This is a genomic window from Stenotrophomonas sp. NPDC078853 (assembly GCF_044901215.1).
Taxonomy (GTDB): domain Bacteria; phylum Pseudomonadota; class Gammaproteobacteria; order Xanthomonadales; family Xanthomonadaceae; genus Stenotrophomonas; species Stenotrophomonas lacuserhaii.
Genome location: NZ_JBJDOQ010000005.1, coordinates 66,815 through 89,692 on the forward strand (window position 1 = coordinate 66,815; position 22,878 = coordinate 89,692).

Below are 22,878 nucleotides of genomic sequence, written 5' to 3' on the forward strand. Positions count from 1 at the left end.
CCCCACACCCCGGCCGCCTCCCCCCGGCCCTCCCGATCCGATGAACGGCGATACCGCAGCCGCCCTCGAGCGCCGCATCCCCCCAGGCCCCCCGACCGCCACCCCAACCGCCGCAACCCACATCGAACAGGGCACGCCCGCGTTCCGGCGCACCGCGGTGGCGCTGTTCCTGGCCGGCTTCTCCACCTTCGGCCTGCTGTACACCGTGCAGCCGCTGCTGCCCGAGTTCAGCCGCCACTTCGGCGTGTCCGCCGCCAACAGCGCCCTGGCGCTTTCGCTCAGCACCGGCCTGCTGGCGGTGATGATGCTGATCGCCGGCCTGGTGTCCGACCGCGTCGGCCGCCGCAATGTGATGATCACCGCGCTGCTGGCGTCCACCGTGCTGTCCGCCGCCAGTGCGCTGGTGACCGACTGGACCACGATGCTGGTGCTGCGCGCGCTGCTCGGCGTGGCGCTGAGCGGCGTGCCGGCCGTGGCGATGACCTATCTGGTCGAAGAGATGGACAGCCGGGCGATGGGCCTGGCGATGGGCCTGTACATCGGCGGCAACGCGGTGGGCGGCATGAGCGGGCGCTTGATCGCCGGCATCATCGCCGACCACTGGGGCTGGCGCTGGGGCATCGGCGTGGTATCGCTGATCGCCGTTGCCAGCACCCTGCTGCTGTGGATGCAGCTGCCGCCCTCCCGGCACTTCCAGAGCCGTCGTGGCGGGCTGCGCCAACTGCCCTCGCGCTGGCGCCAGCTCTTCGCCGATCCCGGCCTGCCGTGGCTGTTCGCCACCGCGTTCCTGCTGATGGGCGTGTTCGTCACCACCTACAACTATCTGGGCTACCACCTGCTGGCACCGCCCTATCGGCTCAGCCAGACCGTGGTCGGATTGATCTTCAGCGTGTACCTGGTAGGCACCTTCAGTTCGGCCTGGATGGGCCAGCAGGCGATCCGCCATGGCCGCGGCCGCGTACTGTCGATCAGCTACGCCCTGATCATCGCCGGTATCGTGCTGCTGGTGATGCCGTGGCTGTGGACGATGGCGCTCGGCATCGCGCTGGTCACCTTCGGCTTCTTCGGCGGCCATTCGGTGGCCAGCAGCTGGGTTGGCAGCCGTGCCGGCGCGATCCGCGCCGAAGCATCGGCGTTGTATCTGTTCTCGTACTACCTCGGTTCCAGCGTGCTGGGTGCGGTGGGCGGATTGGCCTACACCGCGTGGGACTGGGCCGGCGTATGCGCGTTCACCGGCATGCTGACCATGATCGGTGCCGGCATCGCCTGGCGCCTGTGGCGCCGCTTGCCAGCCGTCACTACCGTTCAAACTCCGCCTGCAACAGCGCAGTGAAGTTGCGGATCAACGGCGTCACCCCTTCCCGCCGCCACACCAGCTGCACTTCCGAATGCGCGCCCTGATCCCCCAGCGCCACGAAGCACGCGCCCTCGATCTGGATGTGGTCACATGACGAGGGCAGGATCGCCGCACCCAATCCCGCCGCCGCCAGGCTGATGAGCGTGGACGCCTCACCGGCCTCCTGCACGATGCGCGGCGTGAACCCTGCCGCCGTACACAGCGCGATCATCTGGTCGTGGATGCCGGCGCCCACGCTGCGGTGGAAGCCCACGAACGGTTCGTGGGCGAACTGCTGCAACGGCAGCACCGTGCTGGCCGGATCACGCCCGCGCAGGGCAGGGTGGTCGCGGTGCAGCACCAGCGCCAGCGGATCGGTAAACAGGCTGTGCGCCACCAGTTCCGGCGGCAGCACGCGCTTGCGGATGATGCCCACGTCCAGCCGGTTTTCCAGCAGCGCATCGATCTGCTGCAGGGTGTTCATCTCGCGCAGCTGCAAGCGCACCTGCGGGAAGCGCTCGCGGTAACCAAAAATGGCGCGCGGAATCTGCGGCACCAGCGGCGTGGCGCGGGTCAGGCCGATGTGCAGCTCGCCCTGCTCGCCGCGCTGCACCCGCTGCACCTCGTCCACCGCTGCGTCCACCTGCTGCAGGATCGCGCGGGCCTTCGCCTGCAGCAGCGCACCGGCCTCGGTCAGCTGCACCCGCCGATGGCTGCGCACGAACAGCTGCGCGCCAAGCAGGTGTTCCAGCTGGCGGATCTGCTGGCTCAGCGGCGGCTGTGACATGCCGAGCCGCTCGGCGGCCTGGCCGAAGTGCAGCGTGTCGGCCACGGCGAGGAAGTAGCGGAGATGGCGGAGTTCGATCGACATGGGGGGATTGTAGAGAGGGACGAGAACAGCCAGGACGAAGGGTGTAATGACTTGACGGCCAGCGGCCGTCACTACCGTCAGCGTTCGGAGTGGCCGCTCTGGTCGTATTCGCGGGGCGAGAACAGTTCGGGCTGGATCATTTCGACGAAGGCGCGGGCCTGCGGGGACAGGGCTTTGCCGCGGCGTACGATCACCCCGTAGCTGCGCTCCGGGAACCATTCGCGCATGGAGCGCGCGACCAGCTTGCCGGGGTCGGCATCGTTGAGGCACAGCGCTGGCACGATGGAGATGCCCATGCCCATCGCCACGTACTGCTTGATCACTTCCCAGCCGCCCACTTCCAGTGCCACGGTGTAGGGCAGGCGGTGGCGCTGGAATACCTGGTCCACCAGCCGGTAGGTTATCTGGCGCTTCGGCGGCAGCACCAGCGGGTGCCTGGAGATCGCCTCCAGGCTCAGTGTGCCGCGCGCCAGCGGGTGGTCGTGCGGGGTGATCAGCATCTGCTCGAAGCGATAGGCCGGAGCGTAGCTCAGGTCGGCCGGCACGTCGGTCATCGATCCCACCGCCAGGTCGGCGGCGTCATCGCGCAGCAGGTCGGTGCCGTCGGCGCTGATGGCATTGTGCAGGGTCAGCCGCACGTCCGGGTGCAGCTGCCGGAAGCGCTCGATGATGCGCGGCAGCAGGTACAGGATGGTGGAACTGTTGGCCGCGATGTTCAGCTCGCCGGCGTCCATGCCGCTCACCTTGTCGCGGAAGCGTGCCTCCAGTCCGTCCAGGTCCTCCACCAGCGGCTGCGCCATCTCGAACAGCAGCTGGCCCTCGCGGCTGGGGACCAGGCGCCGCCCGCTGCGTTCGAACAGCACCACCCCCAGCTCCCGCTCCAGGGCCTGCAACTGCTGGCTGATGGCCGGCTGGCTGACAAAAAGTGCCTCCGCCGCACGTGAAACCGAGCCCAATCGCACCGTCTGGCAGAACGCCCGCAACGGCTTCAGCCGATCAGATTTGTAGGAAAAACGGGGACTTGGCGGCGGGCGTGTGGGCATGGTGTAACGAGTATAAGCAAAACTTATAAAATGCATTGAAATAACTGCTTTGTCAAATACCTGGGCCGGGAAGCACGGTAGGGTCGTCCCTCGCTGCTGGAGTGTCCCGATGTCCGCCGTTGCTTCCGCCATTCCTTCGCCGTCCGCCAAGCCCACCCCGGGGATCACCCTGACCACCCAGGTGGCCGGCCAGTCCGCGCTGCTGCCGGCCCCGCTGCTGGCCCTGCTGGTGTCCCTGCACCGTGCGGTGGAACCCGGCCGCCAGGCCCGCTTGGCGGCCCGCGTGCAGCGCCAGGCGTTCTTCGACCAGGGCGGGCTGCCGGACTTCCGCGCCGATACCGCGCCGATCCGCGCCGAGGACTGGAAAGTGGCGCCGCTGCCGGCGGCGCTGCTCGACCGCCGCGTGGAGATCACCGGCCCGACCGACCCGAAAATGGTCATCAACGCGCTGAACTCCGGGGCGAAGGTGTTCATGGCCGACTTCGAAGACGCCACCGCGCCGACCTGGCGCAACCTGCTGGCTGGCCAGCAGTCGCTGATCGGTGCGGTGCGTGGCGACCTGCAGTTCACCGCCCCGGCCAGCGGCAGCAAGCCGGCCAAGCACTACACGCTGCGTCCGTACGAAGAACGCGCCGTGCTGATCGTGCGCCCGCGCGGCTGGCACCTGGACGAAAAGCACGTGCTGGTGGATGGCCAGCGCCTGGCCGGCGGACTGTTCGACGCGGCGGTGTTCGCGTACCACAATGCCCGCACGCTGATGGCCAACGACCGTGGCCCGTACTTCTACCTGCCCAAGTTGCAGAGCATGGAAGAGGCGGCGCTGTGGGAAACCGCGCTGTCGCACATCGAGGGCATGCTCGGCCTGCCGCACGGCCAGATCAAGGTCACCGGGCTGATCGAAACGTTGCCGGCGGTGTTCGAGATGGACGAGATCCTGCACGCGCTGCGCGATCGCATCGTCGGGCTGAACTGCGGGCGCTGGGATTACATTTTCTCGTACCTGAAGACCTTCCGCCGGCATGCCGACAAGGTGCTGCCCGAGCGTGGCCAGGTGACCATGACCCAGCCGTTCCTGAAGGCCTATTCGGAACTGCTGATCCAGACCTGCCACCGCCGTGGCGCACATGCGATGGGTGGCATGGCGGCGCAGATCCCGATCGGCAACGATGCGGCCGCCAACGAACAGGCGATGGCGCGGGTGCGCGCGGACAAGCTGCGCGAAGTGACCGCCGGGCATGACGGCACCTGGGTCGCGCACCCGGCGCTGATCCCGGTGGCGATGGCGGTCTTCGACGAGCACATGCCCGGTGCGAACCAGCAGCACGTGCTGCGCCAGGACGTGCGCGTGGACCGCGACCAGCTGATCGCAAGGCCGCCGGGCAGCATCAGCCGCGCCGGCTTCGAAGGCAACGTGGAAGTCTGCGTGCGCTACCTGGCGGCATGGCTGGATGGCAACGGCTGCGTGCCGATCCACAACCTGATGGAAGACGCGGCCACCGCCGAGATCAGCCGTAGCCAGCTGTGGCAGTGGCTGCATACCCCCGGCCAGCAGCTGGACGACGGCACCGCCATCGATGCCGCGCTGCTGGACAACGCCCTGGCCCAGCTGCCGGCCCGCCTGGGCGACCGCGCTGCACTGCCCGGTGGCGGCCGCGTGGACGAAGCGATCGCCCTGCTGGCCGAGCTGAGCGGCGCCGACGAACTCAACGATTTCCTGACCCTGCCGGCCTACGCACGCATCGACTGACGCCTGCGCCGGCCCGCTTTTTCATCCTGCTGTAGTACTGACGAACTGGAGATAGACATGAGCACGCTGCCCACTGCCGAACAGATCCAGCACGACTGGGACACCAACCCCCGCTGGCAGGGGATTGAACGCAACTACACCGCTGCCGACGTGGTGCGCCTGCGCGGCACGGTCCACGTGGAGCACTCGCTGGCCCGGCTGGGCGCGGAAAAGCTGTGGACCTACCTGCAGGAAAAGGACTTCGTGAATGCGCTGGGCGCGTTGACCGGCAACCAGGCCATGCAGCAGGTGAAGGCCGGCTTGAACGCCATCTACCTGTCCGGCTGGCAGGTCGCCGCCGATGCCAACCTGGCCGGCCAGATGTACCCGGACCAGTCGCTGTACCCGGCCGATTCGGTGCCGGCGGTGGTCAAGCGCATCAACAACACCCTGCTGCGCGCCGACCAGCTGCACCATGCCGAAGGCAAGGACGAGATCGACTTCCTGCAGCCGATCGTGGCCGATGCCGAGGCGGGCTTCGGCGGCGTGCTGAACGCCTTCGAGTTGATGAAGGCGATGATCGAAGCCGGTGCGGCCGGGGTGCACTTCGAAGACCAGCTGGCCTCGGTGAAGAAGTGCGGCCACATGGGCGGCAAGGTGCTGGTGCCCACCCGCGAAGCCATCGAGAAGTTGAACGCGGCCCGGCTGGCGGCCGACGTGCTGGGCGTGCCGACCCTGCTGGTGGCGCGTACCGATGCCGAGGCGGCCGACCTGCTGACCAGCGACATCGATGCCAACGACCAGCCGTTCGCCACCGGCGAGCGCACCACCGAAGGCTTCTACAAGACCCGCAATGGCCTGGACCAGGCGATCAGCCGCGGCCTGGCCTACGCCCCCTACGCCGACCTGGTGTGGTGCGAGACCGGCAAGCCGGACCTGGAGTTCGCGCGCAGGTTCGCCGAGGCCATCCACGCGAAGTTCCCGGGCAAGCTGCTGGCCTACAACTGCTCGCCCAGCTTCAACTGGAAGAAGAACCTGGACGACGCCACCATCGCCAGATTCCAGACCGAGATCGCCAAGTACGGCTACAAGTTCCAGTTCATCACCCTGGCCGGCTTCCACGCGTTGAACTACTCGATGTTCAACCTGGCCCACGGCTATGCGCGCCGGCAGATGAGCGCCTTCGTGGAGCTGCAGGAAGCCGAGTTCGCCGCCGCCGACCGCGGCTTCACGGCGGTCAAGCACCAGCGCGAGGTGGGCACCGGCTACTTCGATGCGGTGACCCAGGCGATCCAGCAGGGCCAGTCCTCCACCACCGCCCTGACCGGGTCCACCGAGGAAGAGCAGTTCAGCGCCGGCCGCGCGGCCTGATGTGAAAGGGGGACGGGCACCGACCCTGCCCCGGTGGGGGACGACCCTCGCTTTTGGTAGGTGACGACCGTTGGTCGTCACGCCCTCGCCCGGAGCGGCCGCCCCCTGGCCGCCCGCCGCCGCAGGCCGCGTTCAACCCCCTGATATTTCACGCACGGATGCAGGAAAATGGGACGCAGCGCACAGTTGCAAGCGGTGATATGCTCCGCACCTCAGGATGGGAAGTCTGATCGGCAGGGCAGGGGAATGACTGGCAGGGGTGCGGTCGTAGACGTGGTGGAACGATCAGGCATTGCCACCACGGCGATGGCTGAGATCGTGCACGCCGTCCTCAGCCCGGAAGAGTTCGACCTGTTCGCCCGCTTCGCCCACCGTCGCACCCTGCGCGCAGGCGATTGCCTGTTTCGTCGCGGCCACCGCGGCAGCAGCATGTTCGTCATCGCCGAAGGCGAGATCGAACTGGATTTCGGCGAAGACCTGGTGCTCAAGCGCCTGGCGGGCAGCGAGTTCTTCGGCGAGCTCGGCCTGCTGATCGGTGACCACCTGCGCAGCGCCGATGCGCGCGCCACCTGCGATACCGACGTGCTGGAACTGGGCCATGTCGATTTCCATCGGCTGGTGGAAACCGAGCCCGGCCTGATCGCCTATTTCCTGCGCCGTACCATCATGCGCGTGGTGGGCAACGAACAGGCGCTGATCAGCCAGCTGCGTCGCCGCAACCATGACCTGGAAACCGCGCTGGACAACCTGTACGTCACCACCCACCAGCTCCGCGATACGCGCGAACTGGTGCGCACCGATGAACTGACCGGCTTGCACAACCGGCGCGGACTGGCGCTGTACCTGCAGGAATGCCGGGCGCACGAAGACGGTCCGGCGCAGGGCCTGCTGCTGATCGACTGCGACCGCTTCAAGCAGATCAACGACGAGTTCGGCCACCAGGCCGGCGACCGCGTGCTGCAGAGCGTGGCCAACATCCTGCGCTCGATGGCCGGCGCCGATGACCTGGCCTGCCGGCTGGGCGGTGATGAGTTCTGCCTGCTGCTGCGCCGTGCCAACACGGAGATCGTGCAGCATGCCGCCGAGTTCGTGCTGACGGCCGTGCACGGGCTGATGGAACGCAGCCACGGCACCCCGCACGTGTGCTTGCTGAGCATCGGCGCCAGCCTGGTGCATCCCACCGCCGACTGGAGCGAGTGGTACGCCAACGCGGACCGTGCGCTGTACCAGGCCAAGCGGGATGGCGGCGACCGGCTGTGCTGGCCGCACGACGTCGTCGAAACCGGCTGAGCGGAGATTCCCATGAACGGTGGCACGGAAGCGACCTCCCACGTCCCGCAGCTGCGCGCGCTGCTGTTCACCGACCTGTGTGATTCCACCACGCTGGTGGAGCGTATCGGCGATGCAGCCGCCGCCGAACTGTTCCAGCAGCACGACCGCCTGGTGCTGGCGATGCAGCAGCGCTGGCGCGGCCAGCAGATCGACCGCTCCGACGGCTTGTTCGTGCTGTTCGAGCGGCCGGTGGATGCGCTGGGCTTCGCGCTGGATTACCAGCAGGCGCTGCGCCAGCTCGGCCAGGCCAACAAGGTGCCACTGCTGGCGCGCGCTGGCCTGCACGTTGGCGAAGTGATCCTGTGGAACAACAGTGCCGAAGCGATCGCGCTGGGGTCCAAGCCGGTCGAGGTGGAGGGCCTTGCCAAGCCGATGGCCGCGCGCCTGATGCAGCTGGCGCGGCCGGGACAGGTGCTGTTGTCGGCCACCGCCGAATCGATGGTGCGCCGGGTTGCCGACAGCCTTGGGGAGGTCGGCAAGGGGCTGAAGTGGAAGTCGTTCGGGCGCTGGCGCTTCAAGGGCGTGGCGCAGCCGATGGACGTATATGGGGTCGTTTCCGAGGACGTCCCGGCGGTGGGCCGCCCGCGCCCCACGCCCAAGGCGATCCGCGATATCCCGTTCTGGCGCCGGCCGATGGCGATGGCCGCCGAAGCGATGTTCGCGGTGATGCTGGTGCTGGGGGGCTGGCTGCTGCTGCGGCCGCAGCCGGCGATCGCCTTCGCCGAGCGCGACTGGGTGGTGCTGGCCGACGTACGCAACATGACCGGCAACAGCCTGCTGGATGATTCGATGGACCTTGCCCTGCGGGTCAGCCTTGAACAATCCCGCTACGTCAACGTGCTCAGCGACCTGAAGGTGCGTGACACCGAAGCACGCATGCGCCGCAATCCCGATGCTCCGCTGGACAGGAGGGCGGCAGTGGAAGTGGCGATCCGCGAGGGCGCCCGTGCCGTGCTGATTCCTTCCATCGCCGAGGTCAACGGACGCCTGCGCGTGGCGGTGGAAGTGGTGCAACCGCGCGATGGGGTCACGGTGTTCACCGAGTATGCGGACGGACGTGGCCTGGAGTCCGCACTGCGTTCCACCGATACCGTCGTCGCCTCGTTGCGCACGCGCCTGGGTGAAGCCCTTTCCGACGTGCACAGCAATGCCCGGCCGCTGCCGCAGGTCATCACGCCGGACCTGGATGCACTTCGTGCCTACGCCGAAGGCAGCAACGCACTGGCAGACCGGCGTTACAGCGAGGCACTGCAGTTCTTCGAGCAGGCGCTCAAGCTCGACCCGGAATTCGCCTTCGCCCACGTCGGCAGGATGCGGATCCACATGGCGCGCGGCGAGGTCAACCAGGCCATGGCGTCGTACCGCAGCGCAGTGGCGCTGCGCGAACGGCTGCCCCCGCGCGACGCGTTGTACCTGGAAGCCTGGGGAAAGCAGCTCGACGGTGCGCCGATCAGCGAGGTTGCCGCGAAATGGAAAATGCTGACCGATCTGTACCCGGACTACTACGCCGGGTATATGAATCGCGCGCGCGCACTGTACTCGCTGGGCGACTACACCAATGCCCTGAACGCGGCCCGTCGCCTGCTGGCCACGCAGAATCCGATGCGATCGGTGGCCCATGATTTCGTCGGCCGGATCGAACTGGCTATCGGCCGCCACGACACCGCGCGGCGGCATTTCCGCACGGCCAATACGCTGGCCGGACGTACCGCAAGCACCCGCCTGGGGATCGTGTACGCGGTGGAGGGTGACATGCCCGCCGCGCTGGCCAACATCAAGGACGTGCAGCCCTCCAACATGGGCCAGCAGCTCGAACGCGCTGCGGTGCTGGTGGACGCCAACGATGCGTCCAGTGCGATAGCGGGCCTGCAGACCCTGCGCGATGGCTGCGGCGAAGAGGTCATGTGCACCCTGGTCGACGTGGTGGTGAAGAACCTGCAGGGCATAAGCGGGGTGCAGCACCGCGGGTATCGGCAGGACATCCTGAAGCTGCTGCACGAACTGGATGGCGAGGTGGCCGTTCCGGACCAGCAGGAAGTGGCGTTCATCGTGGCGGCAACCGCCTACGTGGCACAGCGAGGCGACCACTCACCCGGCAACCTGCTGCCGCTCATCAAGCGGCAGATCGCCGCGCGCGGCGGTGATCGCTCGGCGCAGATGCTGGTGATCGTCGAAGCAACGCAGGCCCGCCTTGATGGCCATCCGGAGCGCGCGCTGGCGATGCTCAAGCCGATGGTCGACGGACGCGAGCTCTACCAGGTGCATGCCGCGTTGCGCGACGCCTACCTTGCGATGGACGATGCCGCCAGCGCGCTGGTCGAACAGAAATGGCTCGCGCGCCATCGTGGCCTGGCCTATGCCGAAGACAACGGCAACTACATCCTGCAGGCACTGAACGTGCGCGACAGTCACGACCCACGCGGACAGCCGGCCCGTGGGCCGGCCGCGCTGGCCGTGGCGGCTCAGCCTTCCAATGCTTCCTGGACCTTGCCGGCTTCGAAGCAGTAAGGCACATCGAACGAGCCGCGCAGGGCGACGTGTGCCTGCAGCTGCTGCGATACCGAAGCGAACTCTTCCTTGCTGGCCAGCGCCTGCACCGGATCGCACACCGGTCCGGTGAGGTCGGCGACAACACCGAGGCCAGCAAGTGCCTCGGTCGGGCTTGCCGCGAACGCGGAACGGAACGCGTCATCGTTCTGCAGGCGGTCCAGCAGCGTGGCGGCCTGTGCCGGCGTGAGCGGGGTACGTGCGGGGGGAGTTGCCATGGTCGTCGTCCTGGTTGGGTTGGCTCAAGTAGGCTATAGCGGCATATCCGTGCAGAGGTTTAGCAGAGGATGGCTGCATCGGCGCGATGCGTTGCAGCCTAGAATTGTGCAAGCCTCCTGCTGGACATCTTCATGCGCTTCCGCCGCTGTTCCATCCTCATGATGCAGGTCAAGGAAGACCGTGGACTGGATCTGCAGGCCGTGCTGCAAGGGCGCGCCGAACTGCAGACCTTCCTGGCCTGGCAGGCGTTGGCCGGCCACCTGGATGAGCCGGTCGTGCTGAGCGAAGAAGAGGTCAGCGCCTTGGGCAGGATTCCCCAAGGCGAGTGGAGCGAAGCCGATGCGTACGAAGGCTGCAACCAGATCCTGCACGGATTGATCCTCAAGGGCCTGGTGATCAGCGATGAACAAAGCGCCGCTGGGTTCGGCGACGCCGATGCGCGCGTGCGGGCCTTGAACGGGTGGCCGCTGACCGCGCTGGCACATCGCGCGGGGCGCTGGAGGGGCGTGGACAGCGCCCATGAAATGCGCAGCAACAACCTGGTCACTGCGGTGGAACTGCATGGCCGTTACGGCCCGCCCCCAGCGGCGGTCAGCCAGCACGAAGGCACGCCCATCCCGTTGCCGGTCGCCGCAGACGAGGACTTCGATGAACTGATGTCGCGCAGGGTCACCTGCCGCAATTTCGATCCGGACCGCCCCCTGCCGCTGCAGACCGCAGCGCGGATACTGAAGCGCACCATCATGGCGCACGCGGTGATACAGCCGGCCCAGGACATGCAGATCCTCAAGAAGAACATTCCCTCCGGCGGTGGCCTGCATCCGCTGGAAACCTATGCCGTGGTACGCAATGTGGAGGGCCTGGAAAACGGCATCCACCACTACGATCCGACCAGCCACTCACTGCGCCGCCTGCCCGACCAGCCGGACGACCTAGATGCCCGCGTCCGGGTGATGCTTGCGGGCCAGGACTGGTTCGTCGATGCCGCGTTGCACCTGATCCAGGTGGCGCGTTTTCCCAGGAATTTCTGGAAGTACCGCAGCCACCCCAAAGCGTACCGGGCGATCCTGCTCGATGCCGGCCACCTGTCGCAGCAGCTCGCGATAAGTGCGACCCTCGAGGGGGTCGCGTCCTACGTAACGGCCGCGATCAACGAGTTCGACATCGAGGACACGTTGAAACTGGACGGGATAGCGTCCAGCCCGGTGATGATGTGCGGCATCGGCTGGCGGGCGCAGCAGCTGACCACCACCGAATTCGATCCCGCAGAACGCATCTGGAACAACGGCAGGCAGCACCGGTAACCGTAGCGCCGAGCCATGCTCGGCGGCTCTCCTGCCGAAGGTGGGACGGGGTGGGTTGGCGGGGGCGTTGAGCGGCATGGATGGCGCGAAACGAGGCCCGCAGGAGCGGCTGTTGCCGTCCCCCGCCAACCCAGCCCGCCCCGCCAGCCCACAGCCCGCCAGCCCCCCACCCTGGCCGCAACGCTACGCCGCCTCGAAATCCACCAGCACCGCGCCGTCGCCCACCTGTTCCCCGGCCTTCGCGCGATAGCCATGCACGGTACCGTCGGCCGGCGCGGCCAGCGTGTGTTCCATCTTCATCGCCTCCAGCACCACCAGCGGCGTACCGCGGCTGACCTTGCTGCCCGGTTCCACCAGCGTGGCGACGATCCTGCCCGGCATCGGCGCCAGCAGGCTGCCAGCGTCCGCCGTGGCCTGCTCGGATTCGCCTACCGGGTCATGCACCGTGAAGCGCTGCTGCCCCTGCGCGGTGAACAGATATACCTGGCTGTCATCGCGCAGCACGCCTGCACGCCAGCGCTGCCCATCCAGCGTCACGTCCAGTTGGCCGTCGGCGAAGCGGCCACTGACCTGCTGCGCCGGTTCGGCATCACGCTGCACCTGCCAGCCATCCGGCTGCGTCCACACCCGCAGCGTGTGCTGGCGCTCGCCCTGCTGCAGCGGCAGCAGGCGCGAGGCTGAAGCCCCGATCCGCCAGCCATCCTGTGCCTGCCACGGTGAGCGCGGATCGCGCGCATCAACCGCTGCGCTCGCCGTGGTCACCGTGGCGGCAACCGCCGCCAGCGTCCACAGCGCTTCATCGCCCGCCGCCGGTGCGCCCAGCACGTCCTGCTCGCGCTCGATCAACGCGGTGTCCAGCTTCGCCTGCGAGAACGAAGCGGTGCCCACCAGCCGCCGCAGGAAGCCGGCATTGGTGGTCACGCCCACCACCTGGCAGGCGGCCAACGCCTGCTGCATGCGCCGCAACGCCGCCTCGCGGTCCACGTCCCAGACGATCAGCTTGGCAATCATCGGATCGTAGAAAGGCGTAATGGTGTCGCCCTGCTCAACGCCTGTATCCACGCGCACGTGCGCGCTTTCCAGCGGCAGGCGCAGGTGGCGCAGCGTGCCGGTGGAGGGCAGGAACCCCTTGTCGGCGTCCTCGGCATACAGCCGCGCTTCCAGCGCATGGCCGCTGATCGCCAGCTCGTCCTGGCGCTTGGGCAGCGGCTGGCCGGCAGCCACGCTCAGCTGCCATGCCACCAGGTCGGTGCCAGTGATGAACTCGGTCACCGGGTGTTCCACCTGCAGCCGGGTGTTCATTTCCATGAAGTAGAAATCGCCCTCCGGGGAGGCAATGAACTCCACCGTGCCGGCGCCCACGTAACCCACCGCGCGCGCGGCATCCACCGCGGCCTTGCCCATCGCAGCGCGACGCTCGGCGGTCATGCCCGGGGCCGGTGCTTCTTCCAGCACCTTCTGGTGGCGGCGCTGCACCGAGCAGTCGCGCTCGAACAGGTGCACCACGTTGCCGTGGCCGTCGCCGAACACCTGGATCTCGATGTGGCGCGGCCGCAGTACGTACTTTTCGACCAGCACGTGGTCATTGCCGAAGGCCGAACGCGCTTCGCGCTGGCAGCTGGCCAGCGCCTCGATGAAAGCCGCGCTGTCGTCCACCCGGCGCATGCCCTTGCCGCCGCCACCGGCGCTGGCCTTGATCAGCACCGGGTAGCCGATCGCATCGGCTTGTTCGCGCAGGAACTGCGGGTCCTGGTTGTCGCCGTGGTAGCCGGGGGTCAATGGCACGCCGGCCTGCTGCATCAGCGCCTTGGCCGCGCTCTTGTCACCCATCGCGCGGATGGCGCTGGCCGGCGGGCCGATGAACACCACGCCGACAGCCGCGCACGCGTCAGCGAAGGCCGCGTTCTCAGACAGGAAGCCGTAGCCGGGATGGATCGCCTGGGCCCCACTGCGGCGGGCCGCTTCCAGGATCACATCGGAACGCAGGTAGCTTTCCGCAGCCGGTGCCGGACCGATCGCGATGGCTTCGTCGGCCAGCCGCACATGGCGCGCGTTGCGGTCGGCATCGGAATACACCGCCACCGTGGCGATGCCGAGTCTGCGGCAGGTTGCAATGACGCGGCAGGCGATCTCGCCGCGGTTGGCGATCAGGATCTTGGTGAACATCAGGGAGGGCTCGGTCATGGCGCAGGTCACATGCGGAACACGCCGAAGCGTGTCTCGCGGGCCGGGGCGTTGAGGCTGGCCGACAAGGCCAGGGCCAGCACGCGGCGGGTGTCGGCAGGATCGATGATGCCGTCGTCCCACAGCCGCGCGCTTGCGTAGTAGGGGTGTCCCTGGCGTTCGAACTGGTCGCGGATCGGCGCCTTGAAGGCGTCTTCCTCTTCAGCGGCCCAGGCACCGCCCTTGGCTTGGATGCCATCGCGCTTGACCGTGGCCAGCACGCTGGCGGCCTGCTCGCCGCCCATCACCCCGATGCGTGCGTTCGGCCACATCCACAGGAAGTTGGGCGAGTAGGCGCGGCCGCACATGCCGTAGTTGCCGGCCCCGAACGAACCGCCGATCACCACCGTGAACTTCGGCACCTTCGCACACGCTACCGCCATCACCAGCTTGGCGCCGTCCTTGGCGATGCCGCCCTGTTCGTACTTGCGGCCCACCATGAAGCCGGTGATGTTCTGCAGGAACACCAGCGGTATGTTGCGCTGGGTGCACAGTTCGATGAAGTGCGCGCCCTTCAGCGCGGACTCGGAAAACAGGATGCCGTTGTTGGCGATGATGCCCACCGGATACCCATGCAGGTGGGCAAAGCCGGTGACCAGGGTGCTGCCGTAGCGCGGCTTGAATTCATCGAACCGCGATCCATCCACCAACCGGGCGATCACCTCGCGCACGTCGAACGGCTTGCGCGTATCGGCCGGGATCACGCCATACAGCTCATCTGCCGGGAACAACGGCGCTTCCACCGGCTGAAGCGCCATCGCCGGCTCCGGCTTGCGCCAGTTTAGCTGGGCGATGATCGCGCGCACCCGCGCCAGCGCCTGCAGGTCGTTGTCGGCCATGTGGTCGGCCACGCCGGAAAGCCGCGTGTGCACGTCGGCACCGCCGAGGTCTTCGGCGCTGACCACTTCACCGGTGGCGGCCTTCACCAGCGGCGGGCCGCCGAGGAAAATGGTGCCCTGCTCGCGCACGATCACTGTTTCATCGCTCATCGCCGGCACGTAGGCGCCGCCGGCGGTGCAGCTGCCCATCACGCAGGCGATCTGCGGGATGCCCTGCGCGGACAGGTTGGCCTGGTTGTAGAAGATGCGGCCGAAGTGGTCGCGGTCCGGGAACACCTCGTCCTGCAGCGGCAGGAAGGCGCCGCCGGAATCGACCAGGTAGATGCACGGCAGGCGGTTCTGCTCGGCGATCTCCTGCGCACGCAGATGCTTCTTCACCGTCATCGGGTAGTACGTGCCGCCCTTGACCGTGGCATCGTTGGCCACGATCACGCATTCCACCCCGCTCACCCGGCCGATGCCGGCCACCACGCCGGCGCAGGGCACGGCGTCTTCATACATGCCGTGCGCCGCCAGCGGGGCGATTTCCAGGAAAGCGCTGCCGGCATCGAGCAGCGCATCGATGCGCTCGCGCACCAGCAGCTTGCCGCGCGCGGTGTGCTTGTTGCGTGCCGCCTCGCTGCCGCCCAGCGCGGTACGCGCCAAGGTGGCATGCAGGTCATCGACCACCGCCTGCATGGCGCTGCGGTTGCTTTCGAAGGGTTCGCTGCCGGCGTGCAGCTGGGTGTTCAGAATGCTCATGGAAGGCCCTTACAGCGTGCGCTGGAACAGTTCACGACCGATCAGCATGCGGCGGATTTCCGAGGTGCCCGCGCCGATTTCATACAGCTTGGCATCGCGCCACAAGCGGCCGGTGGGGTATTCGTTGATGTAGCCGTTGCCGCCCAGGATCTGGATCGCCTGGCCGGTCAGCCAGGTGGCTTTCTCGGCCGCGTACAGGATGGCGCCGGCCGAATCCTGGCGGGTGGTGCGGCCCTGGTCGCAGGCGCGCGCCACCGCATAGACGTAGGCACGGCACGCGCCGAGGCCGACGTACATGTCGGCGATCTTGGCCTGGATCAGCTGGAAGCTGCCGATGGCTTCGCCGAACTGGTGGCGCTCGTGCACATAGGGCATCACCACGTCCATCGCCGCGGCCATCAGCCCCAGCGGGCCGCCGGACAGCACCACGCGCTCGTAATCCAGCCCGGACATCAGCACGCGCACGCCACTGCCTTCCTGGCCGAGCACGTTTTCCGCCGGTACTTCGCAATCCTGGAACACCAGTTCGCTGGTGGGCGATGAGCGCATGCCGAGCTTGTCCAGCTTCTGCGCGGTGCTGAATCCCTTCATGCCTTTTTCCACCAGGAAGGCGGTGATGCCCTTGGCGCCGGCGTCCGGATCGGTCTTGGCATACACCACCAGCACGTCGGCATCCGGGCCGTTGGTGATCCACATCTTGTTGCCATTGAGCACGTAGCGGTCGCCACGTTTCTCGGCCCGCAGCTTCATCGATACCACGTCCGAGCCTGCTCCCGGCTCGCTCATCGCCAGCGCGCCGACCAGCTCGCCGCTGCACAGGCCGGGCAGGAACCGCTGCTTCTGCGCTTCGGTCCCGTTCTTGCGCAGCTGGTTCACGCACAGGTTGGAGTGCGCGCCGTAGGAAAGGCCGATGCCGCCGGAGGCACGCGAGACTTCCTCCATCGCCACCACGTGGGCCAGATAACCCATGCCGGTGCCGCCGTATTGCTCTTCCACGGTCATGCCGAGCAGGCCCTGCTCGCCCAGTTTGCGCCACAGCGCGAGCGGGAACTGGTTGGTTTCATCGGCGTGCGCGGCCAACGGCGCGATCTCGGCGGCGGCGAACTGGGCCACGCTGTCGCGCAGCAGGTCGATGTCTTCGCCAAGGTCGAAATTCAGGGATGGAACGTGCATGCGGGCGACTCCACGGACAGGCGGCGGGTAGGGGGCGCACCGGAGGGGAGCAGGCAAGGCACCTGCGCGGGCGATGGCCCAGACTAGCCCGGATCGGGCAAAAAGTGAACACAAGTTCAAAAATTGAATCTACAATCACCCCATGGCTTACAAGCGCTCACCGCTGATGGAAGAACGGATGGCCGGAGCGCGCGAGCGGATCCTGCTGGCGGCCCGTGAACTGGTTGCGGCGGGCGGTTATCGCAATGCCCCGGTGACCGCCGTGGCGGCCCAGGCGGGGGTGTCCACCGGGCTGATCTACCGTCACTTTCCGTCCAAGGCCGAGCTGTTCGTGGAGGTGTTGAGCGCGGCGGTGGAGCACGAAGTCGAGATCCTGGAAGGCATCGCCGCCGGCCCCGAACCGGCACCGCAGCGGCTGCGGCTGGCGATCACCGCCTTCGTGCGGCGTGCGCTGGCCGGGCCCGGGCTGGCGCATGCCTTCATCGTCGAACCGGTCGACCCGGAAGTGGAAGCCGAGCGCATGCGCGGGCGGCGACGCTTCGGCGACGTGTTCCGCCGGCTGGTGCAGGACGGCATCGCAAGTGGGGCGTTCCCCGCGCAGGACGCAGACGTCACCGCCGCCTGCATCGTCGGTGCCTTCACCGAAGCCTTGGTCGGCCCGACCGCGCCCAGCCGCCAGGCCCATCGCGACGAGCACGCCCTGGCTGACTCGATCAGCGCGTTCTGCCTGCGCGCCGCCGGCGGCTGATCACCGTATGGCGGGTGACGACCTTCCTGGTGGGCAAGACCCTCTTGGCGGGCAAAGACCCTCTTGGTGGGCAAAGACCCTCTTGATGGGTGACGACCGTTGGTCGTCACATGCCTGCAAAGGGCACTGGCAGGAGCCGCGGCCCGGCCTCCGCTATCCATGCTGCACTGCGCTGTTGTCCCCGGCGAGGCCCGTTCTATACTCGGGCAGCAGGCTCATACGCTCAGCCGTGGTCCATCGACTATCAGCCAGGGGTAACGAAGAGTGCGGAATCACGATCTTGAGTTCCTGAAACGCTTTTCCATGGTCATCGGCCTGCTGGCCGTGATCACCTTGGGGTTGATCTTCCTGGCCGCCTGGCTGCACACCCGGATTCCCGCCGAGGTATCGCCCACGGCGGTGCTGCGGACCGGCCAGCGCATCGCCCCGTCCGGCGCGGTCTATGCCGGCAGCACCGGCGCGTCGGCGCAGGCGGCAGCCCAGGCGGCCGCGCTGGCGAAGGCCGCCTCGCAGGTGGCCTACGGCGGCACCACCGACGGCAAAGTGATCTACGACAACCTCTGCACCGCCTGCCACACCACCGGTGTCGGCCTGGCCCCCACGCTGGATCATTCGCACTGGGATGCGCGCATCGCGCAGGGCAAGGAAACCCTCTACAAGCATGCCATCGAGGGCTACACCGGCCCGGACGGCGGCATCATGCCCCCCAAGGGCGGCAACCCAGCGCTCAGCGAAGAGCAGATTCACGCCACGGTGGACTGGATGATCGGCAACCTGAAGTAAGGAGAAGGGCGCTGAGCCCTTCCTCTTTGCCGCTTGCGGCCACCGGCGGTGCGACGCATCAGGCTTTCATGATTTGTGGTTACAGTGGCGGCGTACCCCTTCCGTTGCCCCTGTAACCGTCTGGAGCCGTTGTCGATGCGTCGTTGCCTGCTTGCCTTTGCCGTGGCCCTGTCCGCTTCTCCCGCCTTTGCGCAGCCGCAGCCGCAGCCGCAGCCACAGGCCATGCCGGGCCAGCTGGCCAGCCCGCAGGGGGCCACCGTTACGTTGGCCCGTGCGCCCAGCGACTGGCGCGCGCTGGATGGCAAGTATGTCCGCATCGCCGCTCCGCTCACCCTGGCCGGTACCGACGGCCTGGAGCGCTTCGGCCAGCTCACCGTGGCCTTCGAAGGCCGCCTGTGGCAACCCACCGAAGTGGCCATGCCCGGCAGCGCCGGCTACAGCCAGGTGGCGGCGGACAACCAGCGCCGACGCTTGTTGCTTGACGATGGCAGTGATGCCCGCGATCCGCAGCAGGTGCCCTACCTGGCCACCGACGCGGTGTTGCGTACCGGCATGCAGCTGCGTGGCGTGGAAGGCCGCGTGCACGTGGATGCACAAGGCCGCCCCAGCCTGCAGCTGGGCCGCGCGCTGGCCCTGCCTTCGCTGCAGCGCCCGGCGGTGCCGCAGCTGGACGGTTCGTTGAGGGTGGCCGCCTTCAATCTCGAAAATTTCTTCAATGGCGACGGCAAGGGCGGCGGCTTCCCCACCCTGCGCGGCGCCAGGACGCTGGAAGAGCACCACGCGCAGCTGAAGAAGCTGATCGCCACCATCGCCCCGCTGGACGCTGACGTGGCCGCGCTGATGGAGCTGGAGAACGATGGCTACGGCCCGCAGTCGGCCATTGCCACGCTGGTGGATGCGATCAATGCCGCCCCCGGCAGCCACGCCGACTGGCGCTTCGTCGATGCCGGCAAGGGCCCGGGCGAGAATCCGATCCGGGTCGGCATCATCTACCGGTCCAGCCGGCTGACCGCGCTCGGCAAGCCGGCCACGCTGGAAGGCGGTACCTTCGTCGAACACAGCCGGGTGCCGCTGGCACAGGCCTTCCAGGCCAAGGGCGGTGCGCCCTTCATGGTGGTCGCCAATCATTTCAAGTCCAAGGGCTGCCGCGATGCCAGTGGCGCCGATGCCGACCACGAGGACGGGCAGGGCTGCTGGAATGCCACGCGGGTAACATCGGCCCAGCAGCTGGACACCTGGATGCAGGGCGATCCGACCGGCACCGGCACGCGGGATGCGGTGCTGCTGGGCGACTTCAACGCCTATGCGATGGAAGATCCGATCCGCGCGCTGCGCAGCGCCGGCTGGCAGGACGCTTTCGCGCTGGCCAAGGTGGAGCGTCCGTACAGCTATGTCTACAACGGCTACAGCGGCCGGCTGGACCACGCGCTGCTCAACGCCGGCATGGCCAAGCGACTGTCAGGCGCGGCCGAGTGGCACATCAATGCCGACGAAATGGATGCTGGCGGCTACCAGAAGCGCAACGCCGGCGGCCCGTGGCGCAGCTCGGACCACGACCCCCTGCTGCTCGGCTTCGATCGTTGAACCTGCACGCCGGCCGTTGACCGCATGCCTCAGCCGGCGGCGATCAAGCCGATCGCCAGCACCGCCAGCGCCAGGCCCGCACGGTTCCACGCGCTGGTGCGCTCGCCGAAACCGAACACGCCGACCAGCGCACCCAGCACCACCACGCCGATGTTCATGCCGGCGAAGACGGTGGCCGGACTATTGGGCAGGGCCTGGTGTGCGTGCACGTAGAACAGGATGTTGCCGCCGTTGAGCAGGCCCAGCAGCGCGCCTGCGCCGAGGTTGCGCCACGCCAGCCGGGTGCGGCCCCGCGCATGCCGCCATAGCTGCAGGGCCAGCATCAGGATGAAGGCCAGGCAGAAGCACAGCAGCAGCGCGGCCATCGACGGGGTGCCGGACAGGGCGACCTTCTTCAGCAGGATGTCCACCGCAGCAAAGCCGACCCACACGCCGAGCAGCCAGCGCCAGCCTCCTGTGGGGGCCTCCGCGGCCGGCCCGCGCGGGCGCACGCTGATGGCCAGCATCGCTACCAGCCCCAGCCCCAGCCCAACCAGCTTCCACGGCGTGGCGGTCTGGCCGAAGAACGCGAACGCGGCCAGCAGCGAAAGCAGCAGCGACAATCGCTGCGCCACGTCACTGCGTACGATGCCGGCCACCGCCACCGCGCGGCCCAGCACCAGGAAGATCGCCGGCAGGATCACCGCCAGCGCCAGCAGCGCGGCCCACGGGGCGTGGCTGGAGTGCAGCGAGGCCAGCGGTGGGCGCAGCACCAGCCCGGTCATCGCCGCGGCCACCAGGTAATTCCAGGTGACCATCTGGCCTACGTCCAGCTGCTGGCGACGTGCGAGCTTCAGCATCACCGACACCAGCACGCTGCAGATCACCGCGAAGACGAGGAAGTACATGGGGGCCGGGAGCAGGGGAGGGGTGGGGACGCTATCATGTTGCCATGCGCAATCCTCCTTTCCCCCTGCAGTCGGATACCCTCGTGCTTGCCGGACCGGTCGGTCCGCTGGACGCAGCGGTTGATCTGCCCAAGCCGGAGGTGCCGGCCCAGCCGGTGACCGCCATCGTCTGCCACCCGCTGTCCACCGAGGGCGGCACGATGCACAACAAGGTGGTCACCATGGCCGCCAACACGCTGCGCGACCTCGGCGTGGCGACGGTGCGTTTCAACTTCCGCAGTGTCGGCGAATCGGCCGGCCGCTTCGACCACGGCAACGGCGAACAGGACGACCTGAAGGCCGTGGTGGCCTGGGTGCGCGAACAGCGCCCGGACGATCAGGTGTGGTTGGTGGGCTTCAGCTTTGGTGCCTTCGTTTCGTTGAAAGTCACCGCCGAGGTGCAGCCGCAGGCGCTGGTGTCGATCGCCCCGCCGGCCGGCCGCTGGGACTTTGGCGGCATCCAGCCACCGGCGCAGTGGCTGGTGATCCAGGGCGACCAGGACGAGATCGTCGATCCGCAGGCGGTGTATGACTGGCTGGAGACCGTGGACGCGCCGCACGAGCTGGTGCGCATGCCCGACACAAGCCACTTCTTCCACCGCAAGCTGATCGACCTGCGCGGGGCGATCACCCACGGGGTGAAGCGCTGGCTGCCGCTGCAAGCGGATCCGGCGGCATGAGCGAGGCGGTGATGACCCCATCGCGGCGCTATGCCGAGGGCGTGGCGCGCGGCGAATGGCAGGACGACCCGGCCCAGCATGCCGCACTGGCCGAACTGGACCGCATCCACCTGGCGTTGCTGGAAGATGCCGACGACGGCTGGCTGGACCGGTTGTCGTCGTTCTTCAAGAAGCCCGAAGCGGTCAAGGGCCTGTATTTCTGGGGTGGTGTCGGCCGCGGCAAGACCTTCCTGGTGGACCTGTTCTACGACGGATTGCCGATCCAGCAGAAATACCGCACGCACTTCCACCGGTTCATGCGCGGCATCCATGAACGCCTGCGCGAACACCAGGGGCAGAGCGATCCGTTGGCGAAGATCGCCCAGGAGTGGCGCAGCAAGCTGCGCGTGCTGGTGCTCGACGAATTCTTCGTCACCGACATCGGCGATGCGATGCTGCTGGCGCGCCTGCTGGAGCGCCTGTTCGCCGAGGGCGTGACCTTGGTGACCACCTCCAACACGGCGGTGGAAAACCTGTACCTCAACGGCCTGCAGCGCGACAGCTTCCTGCCCGCCATCGACCTGCTGCAGCGCTACTGCGTGGAGTTGTACGCCGAAGGCACCGAGGACTACCGCATGCGCGCGCTCACGCGTTCGCCGGTGTACCGCGCGCCACTGGCCGCCGACAGCGATGAGTGGCTGGCCAGCCGTTGGATCGACCTCAGCGGTGGGCAGCCGGCGAAGGCCGGCAACATCGAGATCGAGGGCCGCAAGATCCCGGTGCGCGGGCGCGGCAAGAGCATCGCCTGGTTCGATTTTACGGCGCTGTGCGAAGGCCCGCGCGGGCCTTCGGACTACATCGAGATCGCGCAGGAGTTCAACACCGTGCTGCTGGGCGGCATCCCCGCGTTCGACCGCAACAACGAAGACGCCGCGCGGCGCTTCGTCAACCTGATCGACGAACTGTACGACCGCCACGTCAACCTGGTCTGCACCGCCACCACCTCGCCGATCGAGCTCTACACGGGCAACCGCCTGCAGGGCGCCTTCGAGCGCACCGCCTCGCGCCTGATCGAAATGCAGAGCGCCGAATACCTGGGCACCGCGCACAAAGCCTGAAAAAGGGGACGGAGGGGATTAAGGCGCAAACGACCCGAAGGCGGCCGTTTGCGCCTTAATCCCCTCCGTCCCCTTTTTGGCTGCCCAGCCAGCTTCGTGCAGGCCGCGTGAGGGTCAGTGTTGCGTTGATCGTGACCCGCTGTCACATCAAAAGAGTGCTCTGCGGCCTTGACTGCGCACCCGTTTCTGGCGGGTAGCGCCCCTGCGGGGCGGGGCAAAAACCGCTGGTCCTTGCGCCACAAGGGATTAGGAGAAATCCCTACATTTGGCGTTGACGGACCCCCTTACCCCCACTATCTTGTGGCCGTCGGTGTCTTCGACCACAAGTCGAGGGC

General features: G+C 67.6%; 18 protein-coding genes. 11 read left to right on the forward strand and 7 right to left on the reverse strand.

All coding sequences use genetic code 11. From position 1 onward, the window contains the following. Window positions 1-40 precede the first annotated feature (40 nt). Complete coding sequence (locus ACI2JH_RS07275; protein WP_404735813.1) at window positions 41-1,333, forward strand: MFS transporter; 1,293 nt, start codon at window positions 41-43, stop codon at window positions 1,331-1,333. Here ACI2JH_RS07275 and ACI2JH_RS07280 read toward each other — a convergent pair. Both ACI2JH_RS07280 and ACI2JH_RS07285 read right to left on the reverse strand, forming a co-directional pair. Next, window positions 1,299-2,207, reverse strand: a complete 909-nt coding sequence (locus ACI2JH_RS07280; RefSeq protein ID WP_101098325.1) for a LysR family transcriptional regulator — start codon at window positions 2,205-2,207, stop codon at window positions 1,299-1,301. The genes ACI2JH_RS07275 and ACI2JH_RS07280 overlap by 35 nt on opposite strands. 77 nt (window positions 2,208-2,284) lie before the next feature. Further along, the gene (locus tag ACI2JH_RS07285) at window positions 2,285-3,250 is read right to left on the reverse strand and encodes a LysR family transcriptional regulator (protein WP_101098326.1); all 966 of its coding nucleotides are present in this window, start codon (window positions 3,248-3,250) and stop codon (window positions 2,285-2,287) included. A gap of 109 nt (window positions 3,251-3,359) precedes the next feature. On the opposite strand from ACI2JH_RS07285, the gene aceB reads away from it, so the two are divergent. From aceB to ACI2JH_RS07305, 4 genes are all read left to right on the forward strand, one after another. Further along, window positions 3,360-4,997 (forward strand): malate synthase A, encoded by a 1,638-nt coding sequence (gene aceB, locus ACI2JH_RS07290; protein WP_404735814.1) that lies wholly within the window; start codon window positions 3,360-3,362, stop codon window positions 4,995-4,997. Between the two features lie 57 nt (window positions 4,998-5,054). After that, window positions 5,055-6,347, forward strand: coding sequence for an isocitrate lyase (aceA, locus tag ACI2JH_RS07295; RefSeq protein ID WP_404735815.1), 1,293 nt, complete (start codon window positions 5,055-5,057; stop codon window positions 6,345-6,347). A 246-nt stretch (window positions 6,348-6,593) separates the two neighbouring features. Then, complete coding sequence (locus ACI2JH_RS07300; protein WP_404735816.1) at window positions 6,594-7,637, forward strand: diguanylate cyclase domain-containing protein; 1,044 nt, start codon at window positions 6,594-6,596, stop codon at window positions 7,635-7,637. A 12-nt stretch (window positions 7,638-7,649) separates the two neighbouring features. Next, entirely contained in the window at window positions 7,650-10,187 is a 2,538-nt protein-coding gene (locus ACI2JH_RS07305) for a putative peptide modification system cyclase (protein ID WP_404735817.1), read from the forward strand. Here ACI2JH_RS07305 and ACI2JH_RS07310 read toward each other — a convergent pair. Next, window positions 10,142-10,444: an NHLP-related RiPP peptide gene (locus ACI2JH_RS07310; RefSeq protein WP_101098331.1), complete on the reverse strand. Its 303-nt coding sequence runs from the start codon at window positions 10,442-10,444 to the stop codon at window positions 10,142-10,144. The two genes, ACI2JH_RS07305 and ACI2JH_RS07310, sit on opposite strands and share 46 nt — an antisense overlap. Window positions 10,445-10,576: 132 nt before the next feature. Between ACI2JH_RS07310 and ACI2JH_RS07315 the strand changes: the two genes are divergently transcribed. Further along, complete coding sequence (locus ACI2JH_RS07315; RefSeq protein WP_404735818.1) at window positions 10,577-11,749, forward strand: putative peptide maturation dehydrogenase; 1,173 nt, start codon at window positions 10,577-10,579, stop codon at window positions 11,747-11,749. 183 nt (window positions 11,750-11,932) lie between these two features. Here the strand turns inward: ACI2JH_RS07315 and ACI2JH_RS07320 are convergent, their stop codons facing one another. Genes ACI2JH_RS07320 through ACI2JH_RS07330 form a run of 3 tightly spaced genes read right to left on the reverse strand, consistent with a single transcriptional unit; the run spans window position 11,933 to window position 16,725 of the window. Continuing rightward, the gene (locus ACI2JH_RS07320; RefSeq protein ID WP_404735898.1) at window positions 11,933-13,915 is read right to left on the reverse strand and encodes an acetyl-CoA carboxylase biotin carboxylase subunit; all 1,983 of its coding nucleotides are present in this window, start codon (window positions 13,913-13,915) and stop codon (window positions 11,933-11,935) included. A 26-nt stretch (window positions 13,916-13,941) separates the two neighbouring features. Then, window positions 13,942-15,552 carry a carboxyl transferase domain-containing protein gene (locus ACI2JH_RS07325; RefSeq protein WP_101099585.1) on the reverse strand — a complete coding sequence of 537 codons (1,611 nt, stop codon included), beginning with the start codon at window positions 15,550-15,552 and terminating at the stop codon, window positions 13,942-13,944. A 9-nt stretch (window positions 15,553-15,561) separates the two neighbouring features. Continuing rightward, the gene (locus tag ACI2JH_RS07330) at window positions 15,562-16,725 is read right to left on the reverse strand and encodes an isovaleryl-CoA dehydrogenase (RefSeq protein ID WP_101099584.1); all 1,164 of its coding nucleotides are present in this window, start codon (window positions 16,723-16,725) and stop codon (window positions 15,562-15,564) included. 142 nt (window positions 16,726-16,867) lie between these two features. Between ACI2JH_RS07330 and ACI2JH_RS07335 the strand changes: the two genes are divergently transcribed. The 3 genes from ACI2JH_RS07335 to ACI2JH_RS07345 all read left to right on the forward strand — a co-directional run bounded on the left by ACI2JH_RS07335 (window position 16,868) and on the right by ACI2JH_RS07345 (window position 19,840). Further along, entirely contained in the window at window positions 16,868-17,473 is a 606-nt protein-coding gene (locus tag ACI2JH_RS07335; protein ID WP_182656496.1) for a TetR/AcrR family transcriptional regulator, read from the forward strand. Window positions 17,474-17,737: 264 nt separating this feature from the next. Further along, window positions 17,738-18,256, forward strand: a complete 519-nt coding sequence (locus ACI2JH_RS07340) for a cytochrome c5 family protein (protein WP_042613709.1) — start codon at window positions 17,738-17,740, stop codon at window positions 18,254-18,256. A 135-nt stretch (window positions 18,257-18,391) separates the two neighbouring features. Beyond that, the gene (locus ACI2JH_RS07345) at window positions 18,392-19,840 is read left to right on the forward strand and encodes an ExeM/NucH family extracellular endonuclease (protein ID WP_404735819.1); all 1,449 of its coding nucleotides are present in this window, start codon (window positions 18,392-18,394) and stop codon (window positions 19,838-19,840) included. A 29-nt stretch (window positions 19,841-19,869) separates the two neighbouring features. Here the strand turns inward: ACI2JH_RS07345 and ACI2JH_RS07350 are convergent, their stop codons facing one another. Continuing rightward, on the reverse strand, window positions 19,870-20,727 hold the full coding sequence (locus ACI2JH_RS07350; RefSeq protein ID WP_404735820.1) for an EamA/RhaT family transporter: 858 nt from the start codon (window positions 20,725-20,727) through the stop codon (window positions 19,870-19,872). 44 nt (window positions 20,728-20,771) lie between these two features. Between ACI2JH_RS07350 and ACI2JH_RS07355 the strand changes: the two genes are divergently transcribed. Both ACI2JH_RS07355 and zapE read left to right on the forward strand, forming a co-directional pair. After that, window positions 20,772-21,446: an alpha/beta hydrolase gene (locus ACI2JH_RS07355; RefSeq protein WP_101099580.1), complete on the forward strand. Its 675-nt coding sequence runs from the start codon at window positions 20,772-20,774 to the stop codon at window positions 21,444-21,446. Further along, window positions 21,443-22,543 carry a cell division protein ZapE gene (gene zapE, locus ACI2JH_RS07360; RefSeq protein ID WP_101099579.1) on the forward strand — a complete coding sequence of 367 codons (1,101 nt, stop codon included), beginning with the start codon at window positions 21,443-21,445 and terminating at the stop codon, window positions 22,541-22,543. The genes ACI2JH_RS07355 and zapE overlap by 4 nt, the downstream gene beginning before the upstream one ends. Window positions 22,544-22,878: the final 335 nt, after the last annotated feature.